Origin of the sequence: Nocardia sp. CS682 (assembly GCF_004634405.1) — a bacterium.
Lineage (GTDB): Bacteria > Actinomycetota > Actinomycetes > Mycobacteriales > Mycobacteriaceae > Nocardia > Nocardia ninae.
The window spans coordinates 3,113,784-3,129,505 of record NZ_CP029710.1 but is presented as its reverse complement, the minus strand read 5'-3'; the positions used below and the strand labels follow the sequence as shown (position 1 = coordinate 3,129,505).

The 15,722-nt window shown below is 69.2% G+C and carries 16 protein-coding genes; 8 read left to right on the top strand and 8 right to left on the bottom strand.

Annotated features, from left to right (window positions below):
- Positions 1 to 43 precede the first annotated feature (43 nt).
- Positions 44 to 892, top strand: a complete 849-nt coding sequence (locus DMB37_RS14095) for a carbon-nitrogen hydrolase family protein (protein WP_135233092.1) — start codon at positions 44 to 46, stop codon at positions 890 to 892.
- 191 nt (positions 893 to 1,083) lie between these two features.
- Positions 1,084 to 1,707 carry a phosphoribosyltransferase gene (locus DMB37_RS14090; RefSeq protein ID WP_135233091.1) on the top strand — a complete coding sequence of 208 codons (624 nt, stop codon included), beginning with the start codon at positions 1,084 to 1,086 and terminating at the stop codon, positions 1,705 to 1,707.
- Between the two features lie 61 nt (positions 1,708 to 1,768).
- On the opposite strand, the gene DMB37_RS14085 is transcribed toward DMB37_RS14090, so the two are convergent.
- The 4 genes from DMB37_RS14085 to DMB37_RS14070 are packed head-to-tail and all read right to left on the bottom strand — an operon-like array spanning position 1,769 to position 5,050.
- Entirely contained in the window at positions 1,769 to 2,542 is a 774-nt protein-coding gene (locus DMB37_RS14085) for an ESX secretion-associated protein EspG (protein WP_135233090.1), read from the bottom strand.
- A complete protein-coding gene (locus DMB37_RS14080) occupies positions 2,539 to 3,852 on the bottom strand; it encodes a hypothetical protein (RefSeq protein WP_135233089.1) in 1,314 nt (437 codons plus the stop codon). Before DMB37_RS14080 ends, DMB37_RS14085 begins: the two co-directional genes overlap by 4 nt.
- Complete coding sequence (locus DMB37_RS14075) at positions 3,845 to 4,306, bottom strand: hypothetical protein (protein ID WP_240772384.1); 462 nt, start codon at positions 4,304 to 4,306, stop codon at positions 3,845 to 3,847. Before DMB37_RS14075 ends, DMB37_RS14080 begins: the two co-directional genes overlap by 8 nt.
- Positions 4,307 to 4,324: 18 nt before the next feature.
- On the bottom strand, positions 4,325 to 5,050 hold the full coding sequence (locus DMB37_RS14070; protein ID WP_135233088.1) for an alpha/beta hydrolase: 726 nt from the start codon (positions 5,048 to 5,050) through the stop codon (positions 4,325 to 4,327).
- A 191-nt stretch (positions 5,051 to 5,241) separates the two neighbouring features.
- Between DMB37_RS14070 and DMB37_RS14065 the strand changes: the two genes are divergently transcribed.
- The gene (locus DMB37_RS14065) at positions 5,242 to 6,153 is read left to right on the top strand and encodes an SMP-30/gluconolactonase/LRE family protein (RefSeq protein WP_135233087.1); all 912 of its coding nucleotides are present in this window, start codon (positions 5,242 to 5,244) and stop codon (positions 6,151 to 6,153) included.
- Here the strand turns inward: DMB37_RS14065 and DMB37_RS14060 are convergent.
- Positions 6,138 to 7,127, bottom strand: a complete 990-nt coding sequence (locus DMB37_RS14060; protein ID WP_135233086.1) for a YafY family protein — start codon at positions 7,125 to 7,127, stop codon at positions 6,138 to 6,140. The genes DMB37_RS14065 and DMB37_RS14060 overlap by 16 nt on opposite strands.
- 96 nt (positions 7,128 to 7,223) lie before the next feature.
- On the opposite strand from DMB37_RS14060, the gene DMB37_RS14055 reads away from it, so the two are divergent.
- Positions 7,224 to 8,369 carry an epoxide hydrolase family protein gene (locus DMB37_RS14055; protein WP_135233085.1) on the top strand — a complete coding sequence of 382 codons (1,146 nt, stop codon included), beginning with the start codon at positions 7,224 to 7,226 and terminating at the stop codon, positions 8,367 to 8,369.
- Between the two features lie 42 nt (positions 8,370 to 8,411).
- Here the strand turns inward: DMB37_RS14055 and DMB37_RS40500 are convergent, their stop codons facing one another.
- On the bottom strand, positions 8,412 to 9,296 hold the full coding sequence (locus DMB37_RS40500; protein ID WP_167768840.1) for a hypothetical protein: 885 nt from the start codon (positions 9,294 to 9,296) through the stop codon (positions 8,412 to 8,414).
- A gap of 207 nt (positions 9,297 to 9,503) precedes the next feature.
- Here DMB37_RS40500 and DMB37_RS14040 point away from each other — a divergent pair, with 207 nt between their 5' ends.
- Both DMB37_RS14040 and DMB37_RS14035 read left to right on the top strand, forming a co-directional pair.
- Positions 9,504 to 10,676 (top strand): acyl-CoA dehydrogenase family protein, encoded by a 1,173-nt coding sequence (locus DMB37_RS14040; RefSeq protein ID WP_135233082.1) that lies wholly within the window; start codon positions 9,504 to 9,506, stop codon positions 10,674 to 10,676.
- Between the two features lie 9 nt (positions 10,677 to 10,685).
- Positions 10,686 to 11,813, top strand: a complete 1,128-nt coding sequence (locus DMB37_RS14035) for an acyl-CoA dehydrogenase family protein (RefSeq protein WP_135233081.1) — start codon at positions 10,686 to 10,688, stop codon at positions 11,811 to 11,813.
- A gap of 38 nt (positions 11,814 to 11,851) precedes the next feature.
- Here DMB37_RS14035 and DMB37_RS14030 read toward each other — a convergent pair whose 3' ends face one another.
- Entirely contained in the window at positions 11,852 to 12,352 is a 501-nt protein-coding gene (locus tag DMB37_RS14030) for a hypothetical protein (RefSeq protein WP_135233080.1), read from the bottom strand.
- A 291-nt stretch (positions 12,353 to 12,643) separates the two neighbouring features.
- Here DMB37_RS14030 and DMB37_RS14025 point away from each other — a divergent pair, with 291 nt between their 5' ends.
- Both DMB37_RS14025 and DMB37_RS14020 read left to right on the top strand, forming a co-directional pair.
- Positions 12,644 to 12,937, top strand: coding sequence for a hypothetical protein (locus tag DMB37_RS14025; RefSeq protein ID WP_167768653.1), 294 nt, complete (start codon positions 12,644 to 12,646; stop codon positions 12,935 to 12,937).
- A 117-nt stretch (positions 12,938 to 13,054) separates the two neighbouring features.
- Positions 13,055 to 13,888 (top strand): GNAT family N-acetyltransferase, encoded by an 834-nt coding sequence (locus tag DMB37_RS14020; protein WP_135233079.1) that lies wholly within the window; start codon positions 13,055 to 13,057, stop codon positions 13,886 to 13,888.
- Between the two features lie 60 nt (positions 13,889 to 13,948).
- Here DMB37_RS14020 and DMB37_RS14015 read toward each other — a convergent pair whose 3' ends face one another.
- Positions 13,949 to 15,721, bottom strand: coding sequence for a serine/threonine-protein kinase (locus DMB37_RS14015; protein WP_135233078.1), 1,773 nt, complete (start codon positions 15,719 to 15,721; stop codon positions 13,949 to 13,951).
- Position 15,722: the final 1 nt, after the last annotated feature.

The window sequence follows — 15,722 nt, the reverse complement described above, 5'->3', positions numbered from 1 at the left end:
TCGTGCTGGCCTGCCCGGCCACCGCCCCAATACGGTGAGACGTATGCAACTGGATAGCTCCGAAACGAATCAGACCCCAGCACCGAACCAGCTGGACGTGGCGGTCGTCCAGTTCGCCCCCGGCACCGATCCGTCGGCCAACCTTTCCGCACTGCGCGAGCACGTCCGCACCGCGCGCGATCGAGGCGCCCGCGTGGTCGTCGCGCCGGAATACTCGATGTTTGCCGTCACCCGGCTCGATGAACGCGTCGTGGCCGTCGCCGAACCGCTGACCGGGCCGTTCGTCACCGGACTCGGTGCGATCGCCCGCGAATTCGGGGTGCATCTGGTGGCCGGAATGGTGGAGCAGGGTGAGCCCGGCGGCGGCCGGATCCGCAACACGCTCGTCGTCCTCGGACCCGATGGAGCCCTCGCCGCGGTGTATCGGAAGGTGCACCTCTACGACGCCTTCGGACACCTCGAATCGGAGACGGTGGAGGCGGGCCCGATCACGGAACCGGCCACTTTCGATGTGGCGGACGTGACATTTGGTTTGCAGACCTGTTTCGATCTGCGCTTCCCCGAGGGCATCCGCCGGGTGGCCGCCGCGGGCGCCCAGGTGCTCGTGCTGCCCGCGCAGTGGATCCCCGGTCCGGGCAAGGTCGATCAGTGGACGACGCTGGTGCGTGCGCGCGCCATCGAGAACACCGTCTACGTGGTCGCGGCCGATCAGGCGGCGCCGCGCGGGGCCGGGGCGTCGATGATCGTGGACCCGACCGGGGCCGTGCTCGCCGAGATCGGCGACGAACCGGGGGTGCTGACCGCGAGTGTCGATCTGGACCACCTGGCGAAGGTTCGCACCACCAATCCGAGTCTTGCGTTGCGGCGGTTCGCGATCACGGAGCGTGGCTGACGCGGTATTGCCCGGGGATCGAGGGCGTTGCCGGGCCCGGTCGCGCGCAGCGATTCGATGCGGGGTGGTGGCCGTCGACGAGGCTGCACATTGCGGAGCGATTCCGTGGGTTCGGGCGACAGGCCGCGTTATCGCGAAGCGATTCCTTGGGGGTGGTGGTCGGGTGACGGGTGGGCGTAGCGTTTTGATGGATGATCTACCCCGATCGGACACTGGCCGGTCGCGCGCTCGCCACGCATCTGGAGGACCTGCGCGCGGCCCATCCGCTGCTGCTCGGTCTGCCGCGCGGTGGGGTTCCGGTGGCCGCCGCCGTGCGCGACGTCATCGGCGGTGACCTCGACATTCTGCTGGTCCGCAAGCTCGGCGTGCCGTGGCAGCCGGAGCTGGCGATGGGTGCCATCGGCGAGGACGGGGTGCGCGTACTCAACCCGGATGTGTTGTCGCACACCGGGATAACCCAGCGGGAGTTCGCCGAGATCGAAGATGCGGAGCGGGCGGAACTGGACCGCCGCCGGGCGGTGTGGCGCGGCGACGTGAAACCGATCCCGCTCGACGGACGCACCGTGGTGATCGTGGACGACGGCATGGCGACCGGCGCGACCGTGGTGGTGGCCTGCCGGGTCGCGCGCCTGCACCAGCCGAGCCGCATCGTGGTCGCCGTGCCGGTCTCCTCCGCCGAAGCGCTGCGCCGCGTCGCCGCCGAAGCCGACCAGGTCGTCTGCCCGCTGGTCCCGCACTCGCTCGGCGGCGTCGGCACCGCCTACGAAGATTTTCACCAACTCGAGGACGCAGAGGTCACCGACCTGCTCACCTAGGCACTGTGTCGAAGTACTGACGGCCCCCGGATGCATCAGTCCGGGACTTCGGTTGAGAGTCTTACCAGCGCTGGGCGTAGGTAATGGTGCGCTCGGCGGCGGTGACCATCGGGCGCAGCTGGGCGATCAAGCCGTGCGCGGTGACCGGAACGATGTCGACATCGGTGCCGGTGCGCACCGAGTAGCGGCCGTCCTCGCACACGTCGATCCAGCAGAGCACCCCGAACGGACGCAGCTCGCCGTCGCCGCGCCGGGCCGACACCACGATCTGGCCGATGCCGTCCCTCGGTTGCCGCAGCATCCTGCGGATGCGCGCGGGCACCGTCGGCCCGGCGACCGGCACGGTGACCAGGTCGCGGCTGTCCTCGCCGACGCGTGCCAGCGGGGCGGTCAGCCGGGGTGTGGTGCCCGGGGAATTCTCCGGCAGCATCGAAACCACCCGGGCCGTCAGACTTTTCACGCTGCCGACGAACAGCCGGATGTCACCGCCGTGGTCGGCGGTCGCGCCGGGGCGCTGCGCGGCCACCACCGCGACATTGCCCGCCGCGGCACCGAGCACCCGCACCGGCCGGACCGCCGCATCGTCCGGTCCCGGCGCACTACCGCGCTCGCCGTACACCTCGATCCGCAGTTCCGGCGCGCCGAGCACCCGCAGTGCCGCCTCCAGGTCGGCGTCGAGCACCCGATCGCACCAACTGTGCAACGCCGGTAGTTGCGCGTCCCGCTCCTCGGTGTCGCGCGCGGAGAGCCGAACGGCCAGTGGATAGGGCATCCGATCGCCGTCGGTGCGCGCCCAGGCCAGCGCGAACTGGTCCGGCGTCAGCGTCCAATTCACTCCAACTCGGTCCACTCACCGAGCACCGGTGGCGTGGTCGGATCGATGGCGCCGATCAGCTCGCCGTTGTCGTCGGCCGGTTCGAGGAAGGTCGGCAGGTCGTCGAAGTGGAAGTCGTCCTCGTCCTCGTCGTCGTAGCGGGTGGCGCGGGCGGTCGCGTTCGCGGCGTTCGCGGCCACGCTGGATCCTTGGCGCGGTGCGTCACCCATGGCCATCGCACCGCCCATCAATCCGCCCATCGCGCCCGCGCCGAGCCCGGTGACCGCGTCACCGGTGCTGTCCCTGCGCCGCTCGTCGCGTTTGCGTTGCTCGTCGGGCGCGGCCGGGGCCGCGGTCCCCGGCACGACGACCTGCGGCGCCGCCGACGCGGTGGTGGTGTTCGGTGCGGTGATCGCGCTGGAGCTCGGCGCGGTGCCTGCCGCGGCCGGGGCCGAGGTCTGCGGAGCATCTACTCCGGCGGTGGTGACATGCAGGGGCGTCGGTGCCGAGACACTTCCGGCGACCGCATGGGCAACACCGTTCGCCGAGGCAACCGTCGCAGGCGTGGTCTCGGTCGGCTGCTCTTCGGCAGCGACAGTTTCCTCGGCCTGCGGTGCGGCTACCGGTTCACCGACGAGCCGGCTCGTCTCCGCGGGCGCGTCCCGCGTAACCGTGGGCGCGACAGGGCTTTCCGCGCCGAGTCCGGGCCCGGCGATCTTCGCGACCGGTGTCGTATACGTGGTGACCGGCGCGTCGCCGGACTGCTGGTCGCCGAACGCGGGCACGTCGGTGCCGGTCGGGATGAACACACCGGCGTAGATGTCGTTCATCGCCCGCACGATGTCCTGGCGCGTGTGCTCGGCCGACTTCTGGTCGGCGATATTGCTGGTGGCCTGCGTCGGATCCAGCAGCGCCGCACCGAGATCGGGCGCCTTCGCGGTCGGCGCGGACACCGCGGCCCGCAGCGCCTCGGCCGCGTCGCCTGCCTGACCGAGCCGTTGCGAGACCACCGCGAGCACGTCGGCGAGATCCTGACCGGTCTGCTCGAACGCGTGCACGGCGTCGGCGGCCTGCTGCGCCGCGCCGCCGCGCCAGCCGTCGGCGATGGCCGCCCTGACCTCGAGATGCGCCTGCGCGACGGCGTCGGCCAGTCCGGCGGCCGCGTCGCCCCAGGCCTGCTGCCCACCCGCGAGCACCGCGGGCTTCAGCAGCTGAACCTTCTCGTGGATTTCGCGATGGGTCATGCTGTCGAAGATCTCGACGTTCGGCGCGTAGGGCGGGTCGTTGCGCCGGACGAACGTCTGGCCTGGCGTGTGCGGCAATCTACGCATGGGCCGTTCCCTCCGCGTCGATCCGGCCGACGGACGCCGCGAGCAGCGAGTCGGCGCCCTGATAGGCCGAGCCTGCGGCGCGGAAGGTGAGCGCCAATTCCCTGGCGGCTTCGGCGTATTCCCACAGCCGGGTGAGCGCGCCGTGCGCCTTGTTCTCGAAACCCGCGCGCAGTGCGTCGCCGGAGGCGAACCCGCCGAACCCCGGCAGCGACGAGGCGGCGCTGAGTAATCGCATCTGTTCTTCGATCTGGTTGGCCAGCTGCTCGTAGCGGCGCGCGCACTTTTCGTGCACGCCCTCGGCCACCAGCATGCCGTCGATCCACAGCGCTCCGTCGTCGACCGCGGTGTGCAAGGCGGCGACGGTGACGCCGGGCGCCGTGACTATGGACAGATCCGGGCGTCCGACACCGTTGGCGTTCTCGTTCGATGGCACCTCGACGTCCCCCTTCCTCATCTCTGAGCGAGGCTCAGTTCACGGGCGCCGTGCCAACCCCACGACGACACCCTGCATCCAGTCCGCGATGTCGGCAGCGACCCGCGCGTGCACCGGCTCGTGCAGAAGATCATGCCCGGCGTCGGCGTACGCCCGTAAATCTACCGATTCGTGGCGCCGAGTCCATACCTTCACCGCATCAATCGGCGCCCGCCGGTCCTCGACGCCGTGCACGGCGAGCACCGGAAGGTCGCGTGGCAGTGCGGAACCCGGCGCGCCGGGGGCGCCCCCGCCGAGGGCTCGTTTCGGCACGCCGGACAGCACCACGCCGGTCACCGCGTCGGTCGGGATGGCGGGTCGCAGCGGATAGTCGCGTTCCACAATCGTCGGATCCGTGGTCGCGTCGCCCGGATCCGGCACCGCGGCACCGAACATGCCGAGCACGGTGACCGCGCCGAGCGAGTGACCCATCAAGATCAAGGGGGGTTGCGGCTCGGTCGCACGTACGAGGTCGAACAGCCGTAGCGCGTCCGCGACCAGCTCGGCCAGCGTGCCGGGTTTGCGTGGATCGCCCTCGCTCAGTCCATGACCCGAGGTATCGAGCGCCCAGGTCCCGATGCCTGCGGCCGTCAACGACCGCGCGAAGCGGTGGTAGTGGCCGCTGTGCTGGCCTAGCCCGGGTAGCAGCAGCACTGTCGCAACGCGGTTTTCGCTCGGCCACCGCCGATAGTGCATCCGGCCACGGGCGCCGTCGAAAAAGGGCATGCCGAGATCTTGCCAAAGATCTTGGCGCTCAGCGGACTTCACGATGACATCGCACCGGTGCCGGACCGCCTTCGCCCCGGCCAGGGTCGGTATCGGGCCGGACGGACGTTGTCCAGGTGGCTAGACTGCCCGCAGATTGCTGTGTCGGCTTGCAGAGACCGAGGTGCTCGTTGAAAAGACTCCGTCGCCCCTTGTCCCGGTGTTCCCTGCTGTGGCCGGCCGCGCTGGTCGCCCTCGCCTGCACCGCACCGGTCGCAGTCGCGGATCCGGCTGCTGCCGCGCAGCCGATCGCCTCGTGCGCGCCCGCGCAGGCCGCGACCGCGGTCCCCGCCGGCATGCCGGTGCTCGACTGGTCGGAGAACGTCGGCTACGACGCCCAAGGCAATCTGTGGGTCTCCCGGGTCTACCGCAACGAGGTGCAGCGCTACGACCGCTCGGGTGCACTGACCGCGACCGTCCCTGTCGAGTTCCCCGGCGCCGTCCGCAGCGGACCGGACGGGTTGCTCTATGTCGTCTACGGTGATTCGCCCACCAGTGCGATCCGCCCCGGCGGCGTCGTTCGTTTCGATCCGGCGGCCGCCGACCCGAAGCCCGAGGTCTTCGTCTCCGGCTTCACCATGCCCAATGGCGCCGCCTTCGATGCGACCGGCACTCTCTACGTCGCCGCCATGTCCGGTGTCATCCGGGTGCGTGCGGACGGCAGTGTGGATACCGCCTGGACCGAGAAGGCGGCCGAAGCGGGGGCTAACGGCATTGTCGTGCAGGGCAATTCGCTCTACGTGACGGCTAACGGGAGCGCGCTCGGCCGGCTCGTCCGCATGGCGATCGACGACCCGAGTGCGCAGACGGTGGTCGCGAATCTCGCCTCGCCGCTGCCCGGTGTGCCGGATTTCGCCGACGACCTGCACATCGATGCCGACGGGATCCTGTACGTGACCACGCTGTCCGGCCGGCTCATCCGCGTCGATCCCGCGACCGGTGCGGCCTGCGCGGTGCTCACCGGCCAGCCGTTGACGTCGGTGGTCGCCACGCCTGGGCAGCCGAACCAGCTGCTGGCGGGTACCGAGAGCGGCGCCGTACTGCGTATTCAGTTGCCCCGCTGAGCTTGCGCTTGCCGACCGCCGACGGCGCGCTCGATGCGCGCGGAGACCGTGCGTAGCTGGCGGAGCAACTCCGGCGACTCGTGCACCTCGAAGTCGGCGCCGAGCGCGATGAGCCGGTGCGCCAACCACTCCGGTGAGTCGTCGCGGAGGGTGTCCAGGCGGCAAGAGTTTTCATCGATCGCGACGAGGTCGCCCGGATCGTCGCCGAGCCGGCCCGCGACCCGTTGCGCGGGTGCATGAATGGTGACAGCGAGCCGGAAAGTCGGTGTACCCCAGTCGGTTCGGCGTCCCGCCACGTAGGCGGCGGGATCGGCGGCGGGAAGTTCGCGCGGGGCGAAGCGAGCGGCGGTCGGCTGTACCTGATCGACGCGATCGACCCGGTAGACGCGCCAGTCGTCGCGATCGATGTCGTAGCCGACCAGGTACCAGCGGTGCCGGACCGGAGCGAGTCCGACGGGTTCGGCATGCCTGCGAGATTGCCTGCCACCGCCGTCGCGATACGTGAAACGCAGCCGCTCCCTGTTGGTTACGGCGGCGGCCAGCGCCGTCAGCACCTCCGGATCGACCAGTGGTCCGGTGTCGGTGGGCGGTGCCAGCGCGGTGCCGAGTACCCGCACCCTGCGGCGCAGCTTCGCGGGCAGTACCTGCTCCAGCTTGGTGAGCGCGCGCACCGACGCCTCCTCGATGCCCGCGACCGCGTAGCCGGCCGCGGCCCGCAACCCCACCGCGATGGCGACCGCCTCGTCGTCCTCGATCAGCAACGGCGGCAGCGCCGACCCCGCCACCAGCCGATAGCCACCCGCCGCACCCATCGTCGCCTCGACCGGATAACCGAGTTCGCGTAATCGGTCGATATCGCGGCGCACCGTGCGGTCGGTGACGCCGAGTCGTTCGGCCAGTTCGCTGCCGGGCCATTCGCGTGGGGTCTGGAGCAGCGACAGCAGACGCAGCAGGCGAGCGGGGGTGTCGTTCATGAATCTCAGATTGCCAGACAACTAGGACATAGATGGTCCTACATGGTTTCTAACGTAGTGCTCGGATCGAACGACCGACACACGAGGAGCCTCTCGATGACCGACCACCGCACCGCTGTTCGCCCGTTCCGCATCGACATCGCCGAGGCGGACCTGGACGACCTGCACGACCGGCTGAGCCGGACCCGCTGGTCGGCCCAGCTGCCCGGTGCCGGACGCGAGCGCGGCGTGCCCGTCGCCTACCTGCGCGAGCTCGCCGAGTACTGGCGGACCGAATTCGATTGGCGGGCACAGGAAGCGGCGCTCAACGAGTTTCCGCAGTTCATTACCGAAATCGACGGCCTCGACGTGCATTTCCTGCATGTCCGCTCGCCCGAGCCGGACGCGGTGCCGCTGATCCTGACCCACGGCTGGCCGAACACCTTCGCCGAGTTCAGCAAGACCATCGGCTTGCTCGCCGATCCGCGCAAGCACGGACTCGACCCGGCGCAGGCCTTCCACGTGGTGGTGCCGTCGGTGCCCGGCTTCGCGTTCTCGGCGGCGCCGCGCGAGGTGGGGATGACGCCGCAGCGGGTGGCCGAGATGTGGCTGGTACTGATGGATCGGCTCGGCTACCAGCGATTCGGCGCCCAGGGCGGCGATCTCGGCGCCTACGTCGCTCCGGAGATGGCGATCGCCGCGCCGGACCGCGTGCTCGGCGTGCACATCGACGGCGGCATCGGCATGCCGAGCGCGGCCGACGTGCCGACCATGACCCCGGACGAGCGTGCCGAATGGGATCTCATGCAGCAGTGGATGACCGGCGTGAACCACCACGAACTGCTGCGCGCCGCCCCGCAGACCTTCGCGCACGCGTGGACCGACTCCCCGGTCGGCCTGCTGGGCTGGCTCATGCACAAGTTCAACGAATTCGCCCCGCTCGCCGATCAGGCCGAGGATGTCATCGACCGCGACCATCTGCTGACCACCGTCAGCCTGTACTGGTTCACCAATACGGCGGCTACCTCGTCCTGGCCCATGTACAACGGACTCGGGGACAACGGATTTGTTTGGCCGAAGGGGCAAAAGCGGGTTCCGACCGGCGTTTACGGTGGGGGATCAGCGCTGATGCTGCGACTTGCCCAGCGCGACAACGACATCGTGCACTGGCCGGAGGGCAATACCGGCAATCACTTCGTGGCGATGGAACTGCCCGAAACGCATGTGGCCGATATCCGCGCCTTCTTCGCGAAGGTGTGCTGAATCAGGTTGTGCGGCACCGTCCCCCGTGGCGGTGCCGCCGAGTCAGCTGGCAGGCTTGGTGAACTCGCCGTGCACCGCGGCACCCGCGGGCGCGCCGGGGGTGGTCGGTGCCGCCGGGGGCGCCGGGGCGGGCGCCGGAGCAGGTTCGGGTGCCGGGGGAGCGGCGGGGGCAGGCGCGGGCGCGGGCTTGGGCGCGGCCGACGGCGCGGGGGCCGGCGCCGGGCCGATCTCGGTCCCGTTGGGACCCGGGGCGGTCAGTCCGGGACCGTTCGTGTTCGCCGGATTGCTCGGCTGGTTCACCGGCTGGTCCGGCACCATGAAGGTGCCGACGGTCGGCGTCATCACACAGTTCGCGAACGGGTAGTTGATGATGCCCCACATCGAGGCAATTACCGTGCCTGGTCCGCTGTGCACCGTCTTGGACAGCGACGGGAGGCCGTACTCGGTGAGGTCGTCGAGCGAATCGATGCCGCTGGCGCCGTTGTTGATGTTCACCCAGGCCACGACGAGGCCGGAGGCGAGCGGCGCGCCGGTGTGCGCGGGCGTCGCGCTGAACCGCAGCGTGCCCGGCGCGATATTGAGGTCCTGGTTGTTACCGACGCCGTCGGTGGTCGCGGCCGCGATGATCGTGGTGACCGGGCCGACGCTGCCACAGCCGAAAGTGGGCGCGGCGTAGGCGAACGGGGTGAAGGCGCTCGTCACGTGGCGCAGTCCGGCGACGTCGGCGAGCTTGGTGTACTGCGTCAGCGCGCCGACACCCGCCTGCACGGTCGGGTCCGGGCCCGCGATCTCGGCAAGATGGGTCAGTCCGGCGTCCACCGGTGCCGGTTCGGGGTCGGCGGTGGCCGGGCCACCGAGGGTCAGTGCCGCGCCGATGCCGAGAGCTGCCACGGCCGTACTGGCTCGTGCGATGGTCCTGCCGTTCACTCGAACTCCTCGATACGCAAAGTCTCGGGGTCCCCAACCCACGTGCAGCAACGTACCAGTTCGTCCGAGGTGCCGCCCAGGTAGCGCCGGTGTCCACCCTCGGTTGACGCCCGCCGAGCGTGTCCTACCTGTGTGATCCAGTCGACAGAGGAGGATTACCGGAGGGTAGGTTGGACTCGGACGTACGAGACACAGACGGAGCTGCGTATGAAAATAAGCCTGTCCCCCGATGAAGTCGCCTTCCGCGACGAACTGCGAAACATCTATCGGACCGAGATCCCCGCCGACATCCGTGAGCGCTTCAAATACGGCCGGGAGCTGTCCCGCGACGACATCGTCCGCTCGCACAAGGCCCTCAACGACCACGGCCTCGCGGTGCCGAACTGGCCCGTCGAGTGGGGTGGCAAGGACTGGACCCCGATGCAGCGCCACATCTGGCAGGACGAGATGCAGCTCGCCTCGGTGCCCGATCCGCTGACGTTCAACGCCCAGATGGTCGGCCCGGTGATCGCGCACTTCGGCTCGCCGGAGCTCAAGCAGCGCTTCCTGCCGCCCACCGCCGCGCTCGACATCTGGTGGTGCCAGGGCTTTTCCGAGCCCGACGCGGGGTCGGACCTGGCCTCGCTGCGCACCACCGCGGTGCGCGACGGCGACTCCTACATCGTCAACGGCCAGAAGATCTGGACCACCCTGGCCCAGTACGCGGATTGGATCTTCTGCCTGGTGCGCACCGATCCGAGCGCGCCGAAGAAGCAGGCGGGCATCTCGTTCCTGCTGTTCGACGTGAAGTCGCCCGGCGTCACCATCCGCCCGATCAAGCTGATCGACGGCGGCTACGAGGTGAACGAGGTGTTCTTCGAGAACGTCCGGGTGCCCGCCGATCAGCTGGTCGGCGAGGAGAACATGGGCTGGACCTACGCCAAGTTCCTGCTCGGCAACGAGCGCACCGGCATCACCGGCGTCGGCCGCACCAAGGTGAAGATCGGTGTGGCGAAAGAGTATGCCGCGCAGACCAGGTCGGGCAGCGGAACCCTGCTCGAGGATCCGCTGTTCGCCGCGCGGCTCGCCGAACTGGAGAACGAGCTGCTCGCGCTGGAACTCACCCAGCTGCGCGTGGTCTCGAACTCCTCGGACGGCAAGCCGAACCCGGCGTCCTCGGTGCTGAAGCTGCGCGGCTCGGAGTTGCAGCAGGCCGCCACCGAGCTGCTGCTCGATATCGCGGGCCCGGACGCGGTGCCGGTCGGCGCCGACGACATCGCTTCGCCCGGTTGGGCGCAGCGTAGCGGTCCCAGTTACCTGAACTACCGCAAGACAACCATCTACGGAGGCTCCAGCGAGGTGCAGCGCACCATCATCGCCTCCACGATCCTCGGATTGTGAGGCGCCGCCATGGATTTCGATCTCACCGATGAACAGGAAATGCTGCGGGACACGGTGCGTGAGCTGCTCGCTCGCAACTACGACCCGGAGACCAGGCTGAAGGTGACCGACACCGAACTCGGCTGGAGCCGTGAGGTGTGGCAGCAGCTCGCCGAACTCGGCGTGCTCGGACTGACTTTCAGCGAGGACGACGGCGGCGTCGGCGCGGGCCCGGTGGAGACCATGGTGGTGCTCGAGGAGGTGGGGCGCAGGCTGGCGCCGGAGCCGATTCTCGATGCGGTGCTGGTCCCCGGCGCGCTGATCACCCTCGCGGGCAGCACCGAACAGCGGCAGCGCGTGCTGCCCGAGGTGGCCTCGGGCAGCAAGTTGCTTGCCTTCGCCCATGCCGAACCAGGCGTGCGCTGGCCGTCCACGGAGCTGGCGACCACCGCTGTGCCGCAGGGCGATTCATACACGCTGACCGGCGTCAAGAACCCGGTGACGCACGGCGACTGCGCCGACGAGCTGGTGGTCAGCGCGCAGCTGCCGGGCGGCGGGACCGGGCTGTTCCTGGTCGCCGCCGATGCCGAGGGCGTGACCCGCAAGGCCTACCGCACGGTGGACGGGCAGCGCGGCGCGCAGCTCGAGTTCGATCAGGCCGCGGCCGAACTGCTCGGCGGCGAAGTCGATGCGGCCGAGGCGATTCGGGCCGCGCAGGGCCAGGCGCAGGCGAGCCTGTGCGCGGAGTCCATCGGTGCGATGGAAGAGGCGCTGCGGTTGACGACCGATTACCTGAAGCAGCGCAAGCAGTTCGGGGTCACCCTGTCGAAGTTCCAGGCGCTCACGCACCGGGCGGCGGACATGTATGTGTCGCTGGAACTCGCGCGCAGCATGAGCCTGTACGCCACCGCGGCCGCGGCCGACGGCGCGATCGACGACCAGGTGGCCTCGCGGGCCCGACTCCAGGTCGGTCGCTCGGCGCGGCACATCGGCCAGGAGGCCATCCAGTTGCACGGCGGGATCGGCGTCACCGCCGAGTACCCGGTCAGTCACTACGTGGCCAGGTTGACCGCGATCGAACGCACGCTCGGCGGCGGCCTGGAGCATCTGCGGGTGCTCAGCGCGCGGGTCGGCGAGCACGAGCTGCCCGAGCTGTAAATCCTTGCGGTGGTGCGTGCTTCGCGCACCACCGCGGGTCACTCGTGGTCGGTGTTCAACCCGCCGGACGGGCTTTCGGACGGGCGGGTGGTCGGCTCGTCCGGAGTCGTCGGCCGCGGCCTGGTCGGCCGGGTGGTGGTCGGCCTGGTCGTGGGCGCTTCGGTCGTCGTGGGCGCCTCGGTGGTGGTGGCCGGTGGGCGCGCGTCCTCGGACGGGGTCTCGTGCGGTGGAATCCCGTGCGACTCTTCCGGGGCCGGCTCGCCGGACGTCGTGGTGGCGAACCCGGTGAACGGTGTCGCCTGGGGCGCTTGATACGGGGCGATGCGCCAGGTCGGCGACGGCGGAATCGACACTTTCGGCACCGTCACGCTGGTTCCCGAGTGCACCACGGGCGCGACATTCGGGTCCGACTGCAACGGTGGGGGTGCGACGTAGGTGTCCTGCTTGCCGATTCCGCAGGCGCCGATGAGGACTAGCCCGACGGAGATCGCGCCTGCGGCGATCGCCGGACCTGCGATCTTGGTCCTGGTGCTCTCCATCGGTGACAACTCCTGCTGCGGTTCGAGTGGGCATCACCTTACTCGAGCGCGGTCCACCGGGCCAGGCGAAGCGGTCGCCGCCGGTGCGTCGGACATGTCCATTTTAAACGCCGGTAACTCAGATATCGAATTGGTCTCTTCGGCGTGTCGTGGGCACGTGTCGCTGTCATATGGCGCGGCATGGTCGTAGCGTGTGAGCAAAGTTACGCGTGAGACGCCTGTACCCAGATGAGAGAAGCGTTGTGTGATGAACGCGGCATTGGTTCTCTGATCGGCGTCATCGAGGAGTAGATGATGGGAGCTTACTCGACAGCGTCGCAGCAGGAGTCGTCCGCAGCCGCCAAGGATGCGGTGTCGGCTTCTTCGCAGCATCTCGTGTCGAACGGGTCAGCGCGCTCGCTGTCCACGATTCTTTCGCGGACACTCGCCTGGCTGATCTTCATTGGCGGCATCGTCGGGGCTGTCCTCGGCATCGCAGGCCTACACGTCGAAATCACCGTCGCCGGACTGATTCTCGCGTGCACCGCAGGGCTGGTCCTGCTCAAACTTCGCACAGGTGGCCGTGGCGGCAACGAAACGGATTGACGCCGAACCCAACTGAACTGCTGCGCCGACTCGACCACCGGTCGGTCGCCGGGTGATCGTGGCAGGCCGGGCGAGACACGCGGGCACGCAACGTATCCGCCGCCTACCGTGGTGATCATGAGGATCGAGATCAGCACGGACGCGGCCGAGTTCCGCTCGCGCACCGAGGCTTTCCTGCTCCGTGATCCGCTGCGGCACACCGTGATCAGCACCAGCATCGCCAACCAGGTGGCCGGCCTGCAGGCTGGCGACGGCGGCTCGCGATTTCTGGCGTTGTACGGCGACGGCGCGGCCGTGACCGGGGTCGCCATGCGGGTCGCGGACCGGGACATGTACCTCGGCGAGCTGCCCGAGGGCGGCGCGAGCGCGGTGGCGGACGCGCTGGCCGAAGTGGCACCGGAAAGCGCAGGGGTGGAAGGACTCGCCGCCGACGCTGACATCTTCGCCAAACGGTGGAGCGACCGCCTCGGCGTCGGCGTACAACCGTCCTACACCACCAGGCTGTACCGGCTCGGTGCGCTGCGTATCCCCGATGTGCCCGGGAGTCCGCGCCGGGCAACTGAATCCGAGGTCGAGCTGTGTGTCGAATGGGCCGAGGCCATGCGAACCAAGGCCGGGATATCTCCGCCCGGCATCGATGAGGCGACCATCCGCAACCGGGTCGCGGCGGGGCTGATGTGGTTCTGGGAGCGCGATGGCCGACCGACAAGCTTTGCCGCCCACCATATTCCCGTACATGGGTGGTCCCGCATCGGTCTCGTCTACACGCCGCCGCAGGAGCGCGGTCACGGCTACGCCAGCGCCGTCACCGCCCATATCGCGCAACTCCTGCGCGCCGAAAACTTGAACGTGTGCCTGTTCGCTGACATCACCAACCGCACATCCAACAAGATCTATCAGTCCATCGGCTTCCATCCGACCCACGAATTCGTGCACCACGCATTCGGTTGAGCGCTGAGGGCCTTCCGGCTGCAGCCGTCCGCGTTACGCGTCGGCGAGTAGCCGGCTGGCTCAGTTCAGTGGGGCGTCGGTCCACCACTGCATCAGCTCGGACTCGGTGGCGATGAAGCCCGCGCTGTACATCAGGATCGTGGCGCGTTGCGGGTCGGCGGTGAACTCCGTGATCATCCGCGGGCGCCGGGTACTGCTGTTGTGCAACGTGTAATTGGTGTATGTGTGGCCGTGATTGGTGGCCGCGGTCCGGTCGTTGGCGGGTAAGGCGTCCAGCGCGGCGCGGACGTCGGCGGGGGAGTTGTAGAGGTAGAAGGAGAAGGCCGCTTTGTTCTCGGTGCCGCCGAAGCAGCGCCACATGACCAGCCAGGCGCCGAAGGCGGGATCCTCCTCGTCGATGGTCGGCGCCGAAGCCGGGTCATAGGAGAAGCAGCCCGCCTCGTGGTAGCCCGATCCGGACTGAACCAGCTGCTTGGCAGTGGTTTTCGGCAGCATCGCCGGGAACTCGGCGCTGAGCGCCGCCGCGTTCGCGCCCACCTGAGCGGGGTCGGCGGTCGTCGCCGGTGGTGCCGAGGTCGGCGGCTCGGCGATGGCGGTGGCGCGTGGCGCGGTCGCGGTCGTGGTGACCGTCGGTCCCGCCGAACCTGATTCGCCGCGCGAGGACATGATGAGCGAGGCGATGAGTCCGAGCACCAGCAGTACGCCGATTCCGCCGCCGAGCTTGGCGTTGGACTTCGGGCGTTGCACGGGCACTGGGCTGCGCCGGGCCGGACTGGCGTCGTGCCCGTTCTGCCCCATGGCGCGTTGCTGATTCAGCGGGTGAGGCGGCGCGAACTGGCTGGGCGCGGAGGACGGTGCGAACTCGTGCGGTGCGACGGAGGGCGAGGACTGGTTCGGTGTCGAGGACGGCGTGAGGTGCTGTTGTGCCGGCGATGGCGGGAACTGTTGCTGTGCCGAGGACGGCGCGAATTGCCGCTGCGCCGAGGGCGACCCGAACTCTTGCGCCGCGGTGAGCGCACGCCGAGCGGCACCGGCGAATTCGGCGCACGAATCGAACCGCCCGTCGGCCCGTTTCGCCATCGCCTTGGCCAGCACCGCATCCAGCGCCACCGGCAGCCCCGGCCGCAACCGGCTGACCGGCGGTGGCGGCACCTGCAAATGTCCCTGGATCACCGCGACCGGGTTGGTGGCGTCGAACGGCACCGTGCCGGTCAGCAGCCGAAACAGCGTGCAGGCCAGCGAGTATTGGTCCGAGCGGTGATCGAGCAGCGCACCCGACAGCTGCTCCGGTGACGCGTACGCCAAAGTGGCGGTGAAGGTTCCGGTCTGCGTGAGCCGTCCGGTGTCATCACGGAAGCGCGCGATCCCGAAATCGGTGAGGAACACCCGCTCGCCCGCGCCCGCAGTGCGTTCCAGCAAGATGTTGGCGGGCTTCACATCTCGGTGCAGCACGCCGCGACGGTGCGCGAAGTCGAGCGCCTTGGCGGTCTCGCCGATGATCTGCACCGCGCGTTCCGGCGGCAACGATCGCGCGTCCACCCCGGCGGCGTCGGTGCCGTCGATGTACTGCATCGAGATCCACAGCCGCTCGTCCTCGACGCCGCGGTCGAACACGGTCACGATGTTCGGGTGATCCAGCCGGGCGACCAGGTCGGCCTCCCGCTCGAACCGAGTACGGATCTCCTTGTCGTGGAACACTTCCGGGTTCAACAGCTTCATCGCCGTCAACCGCGGCAGGCGGGGGTGCCGCGCCAGGTACACCGAGCCCATGCCGCCGCGGCCGAGCAGCCGTTCGATGGTGTACCCGGCGAATATCTCTCCGGGATGCAGCATG

Bases quoted from the DNA above. Each gene is read 5' to 3' on its own strand.
- DMB37_RS14095 (WP_135233092.1), top strand. From the start codon at position 44: ATGCAACTGGATAGCTCCGAAACGAATCAGACCCCAGCACCGAACCAG.
- DMB37_RS14090 (WP_135233091.1), top strand. From the start codon at position 1,084: ATGATCTACCCCGATCGGACACTGGCCGGTCGCGCGCTCGCCACGCAT.
- DMB37_RS14080 (WP_135233089.1), bottom strand. From the start codon at position 3,852: ATGCGTAGATTGCCGCACACGCCAGGCCAGACGTTCGTCCGGCGCAAC.
- DMB37_RS14075 (WP_240772384.1), bottom strand. From the start codon at position 4,306: ATGAGGAAGGGGGACGTCGAGGTGCCATCGAACGAGAACGCCAACGGT.
- DMB37_RS14070 (WP_135233088.1), bottom strand. From the start codon at position 5,050: ATGCCCTTTTTCGACGGCGCCCGTGGCCGGATGCACTATCGGCGGTGG.
- DMB37_RS14060 (WP_135233086.1), bottom strand. From the start codon at position 7,127: ATGAACGACACCCCCGCTCGCCTGCTGCGTCTGCTGTCGCTGCTCCAG.
- DMB37_RS14055 (WP_135233085.1), top strand. From the start codon at position 7,224: ATGACCGACCACCGCACCGCTGTTCGCCCGTTCCGCATCGACATCGCC.
- DMB37_RS14040 (WP_135233082.1), top strand. From the start codon at position 9,504: ATGAAAATAAGCCTGTCCCCCGATGAAGTCGCCTTCCGCGACGAACTG.
- DMB37_RS14035 (WP_135233081.1), top strand. From the start codon at position 10,686: ATGGATTTCGATCTCACCGATGAACAGGAAATGCTGCGGGACACGGTG.
- DMB37_RS14030 (WP_135233080.1), bottom strand. From the start codon at position 12,352: ATGGAGAGCACCAGGACCAAGATCGCAGGTCCGGCGATCGCCGCAGGC.
- DMB37_RS14025 (WP_167768653.1), top strand. From the start codon at position 12,644: ATGATGGGAGCTTACTCGACAGCGTCGCAGCAGGAGTCGTCCGCAGCC.
- DMB37_RS14020 (WP_135233079.1), top strand. From the start codon at position 13,055: ATGAGGATCGAGATCAGCACGGACGCGGCCGAGTTCCGCTCGCGCACC.
- DMB37_RS14015 (WP_135233078.1), bottom strand. From the start codon at position 15,721: ATGCTGCATCCCGGAGAGATATTCGCCGGGTACACCATCGAACGGCTG.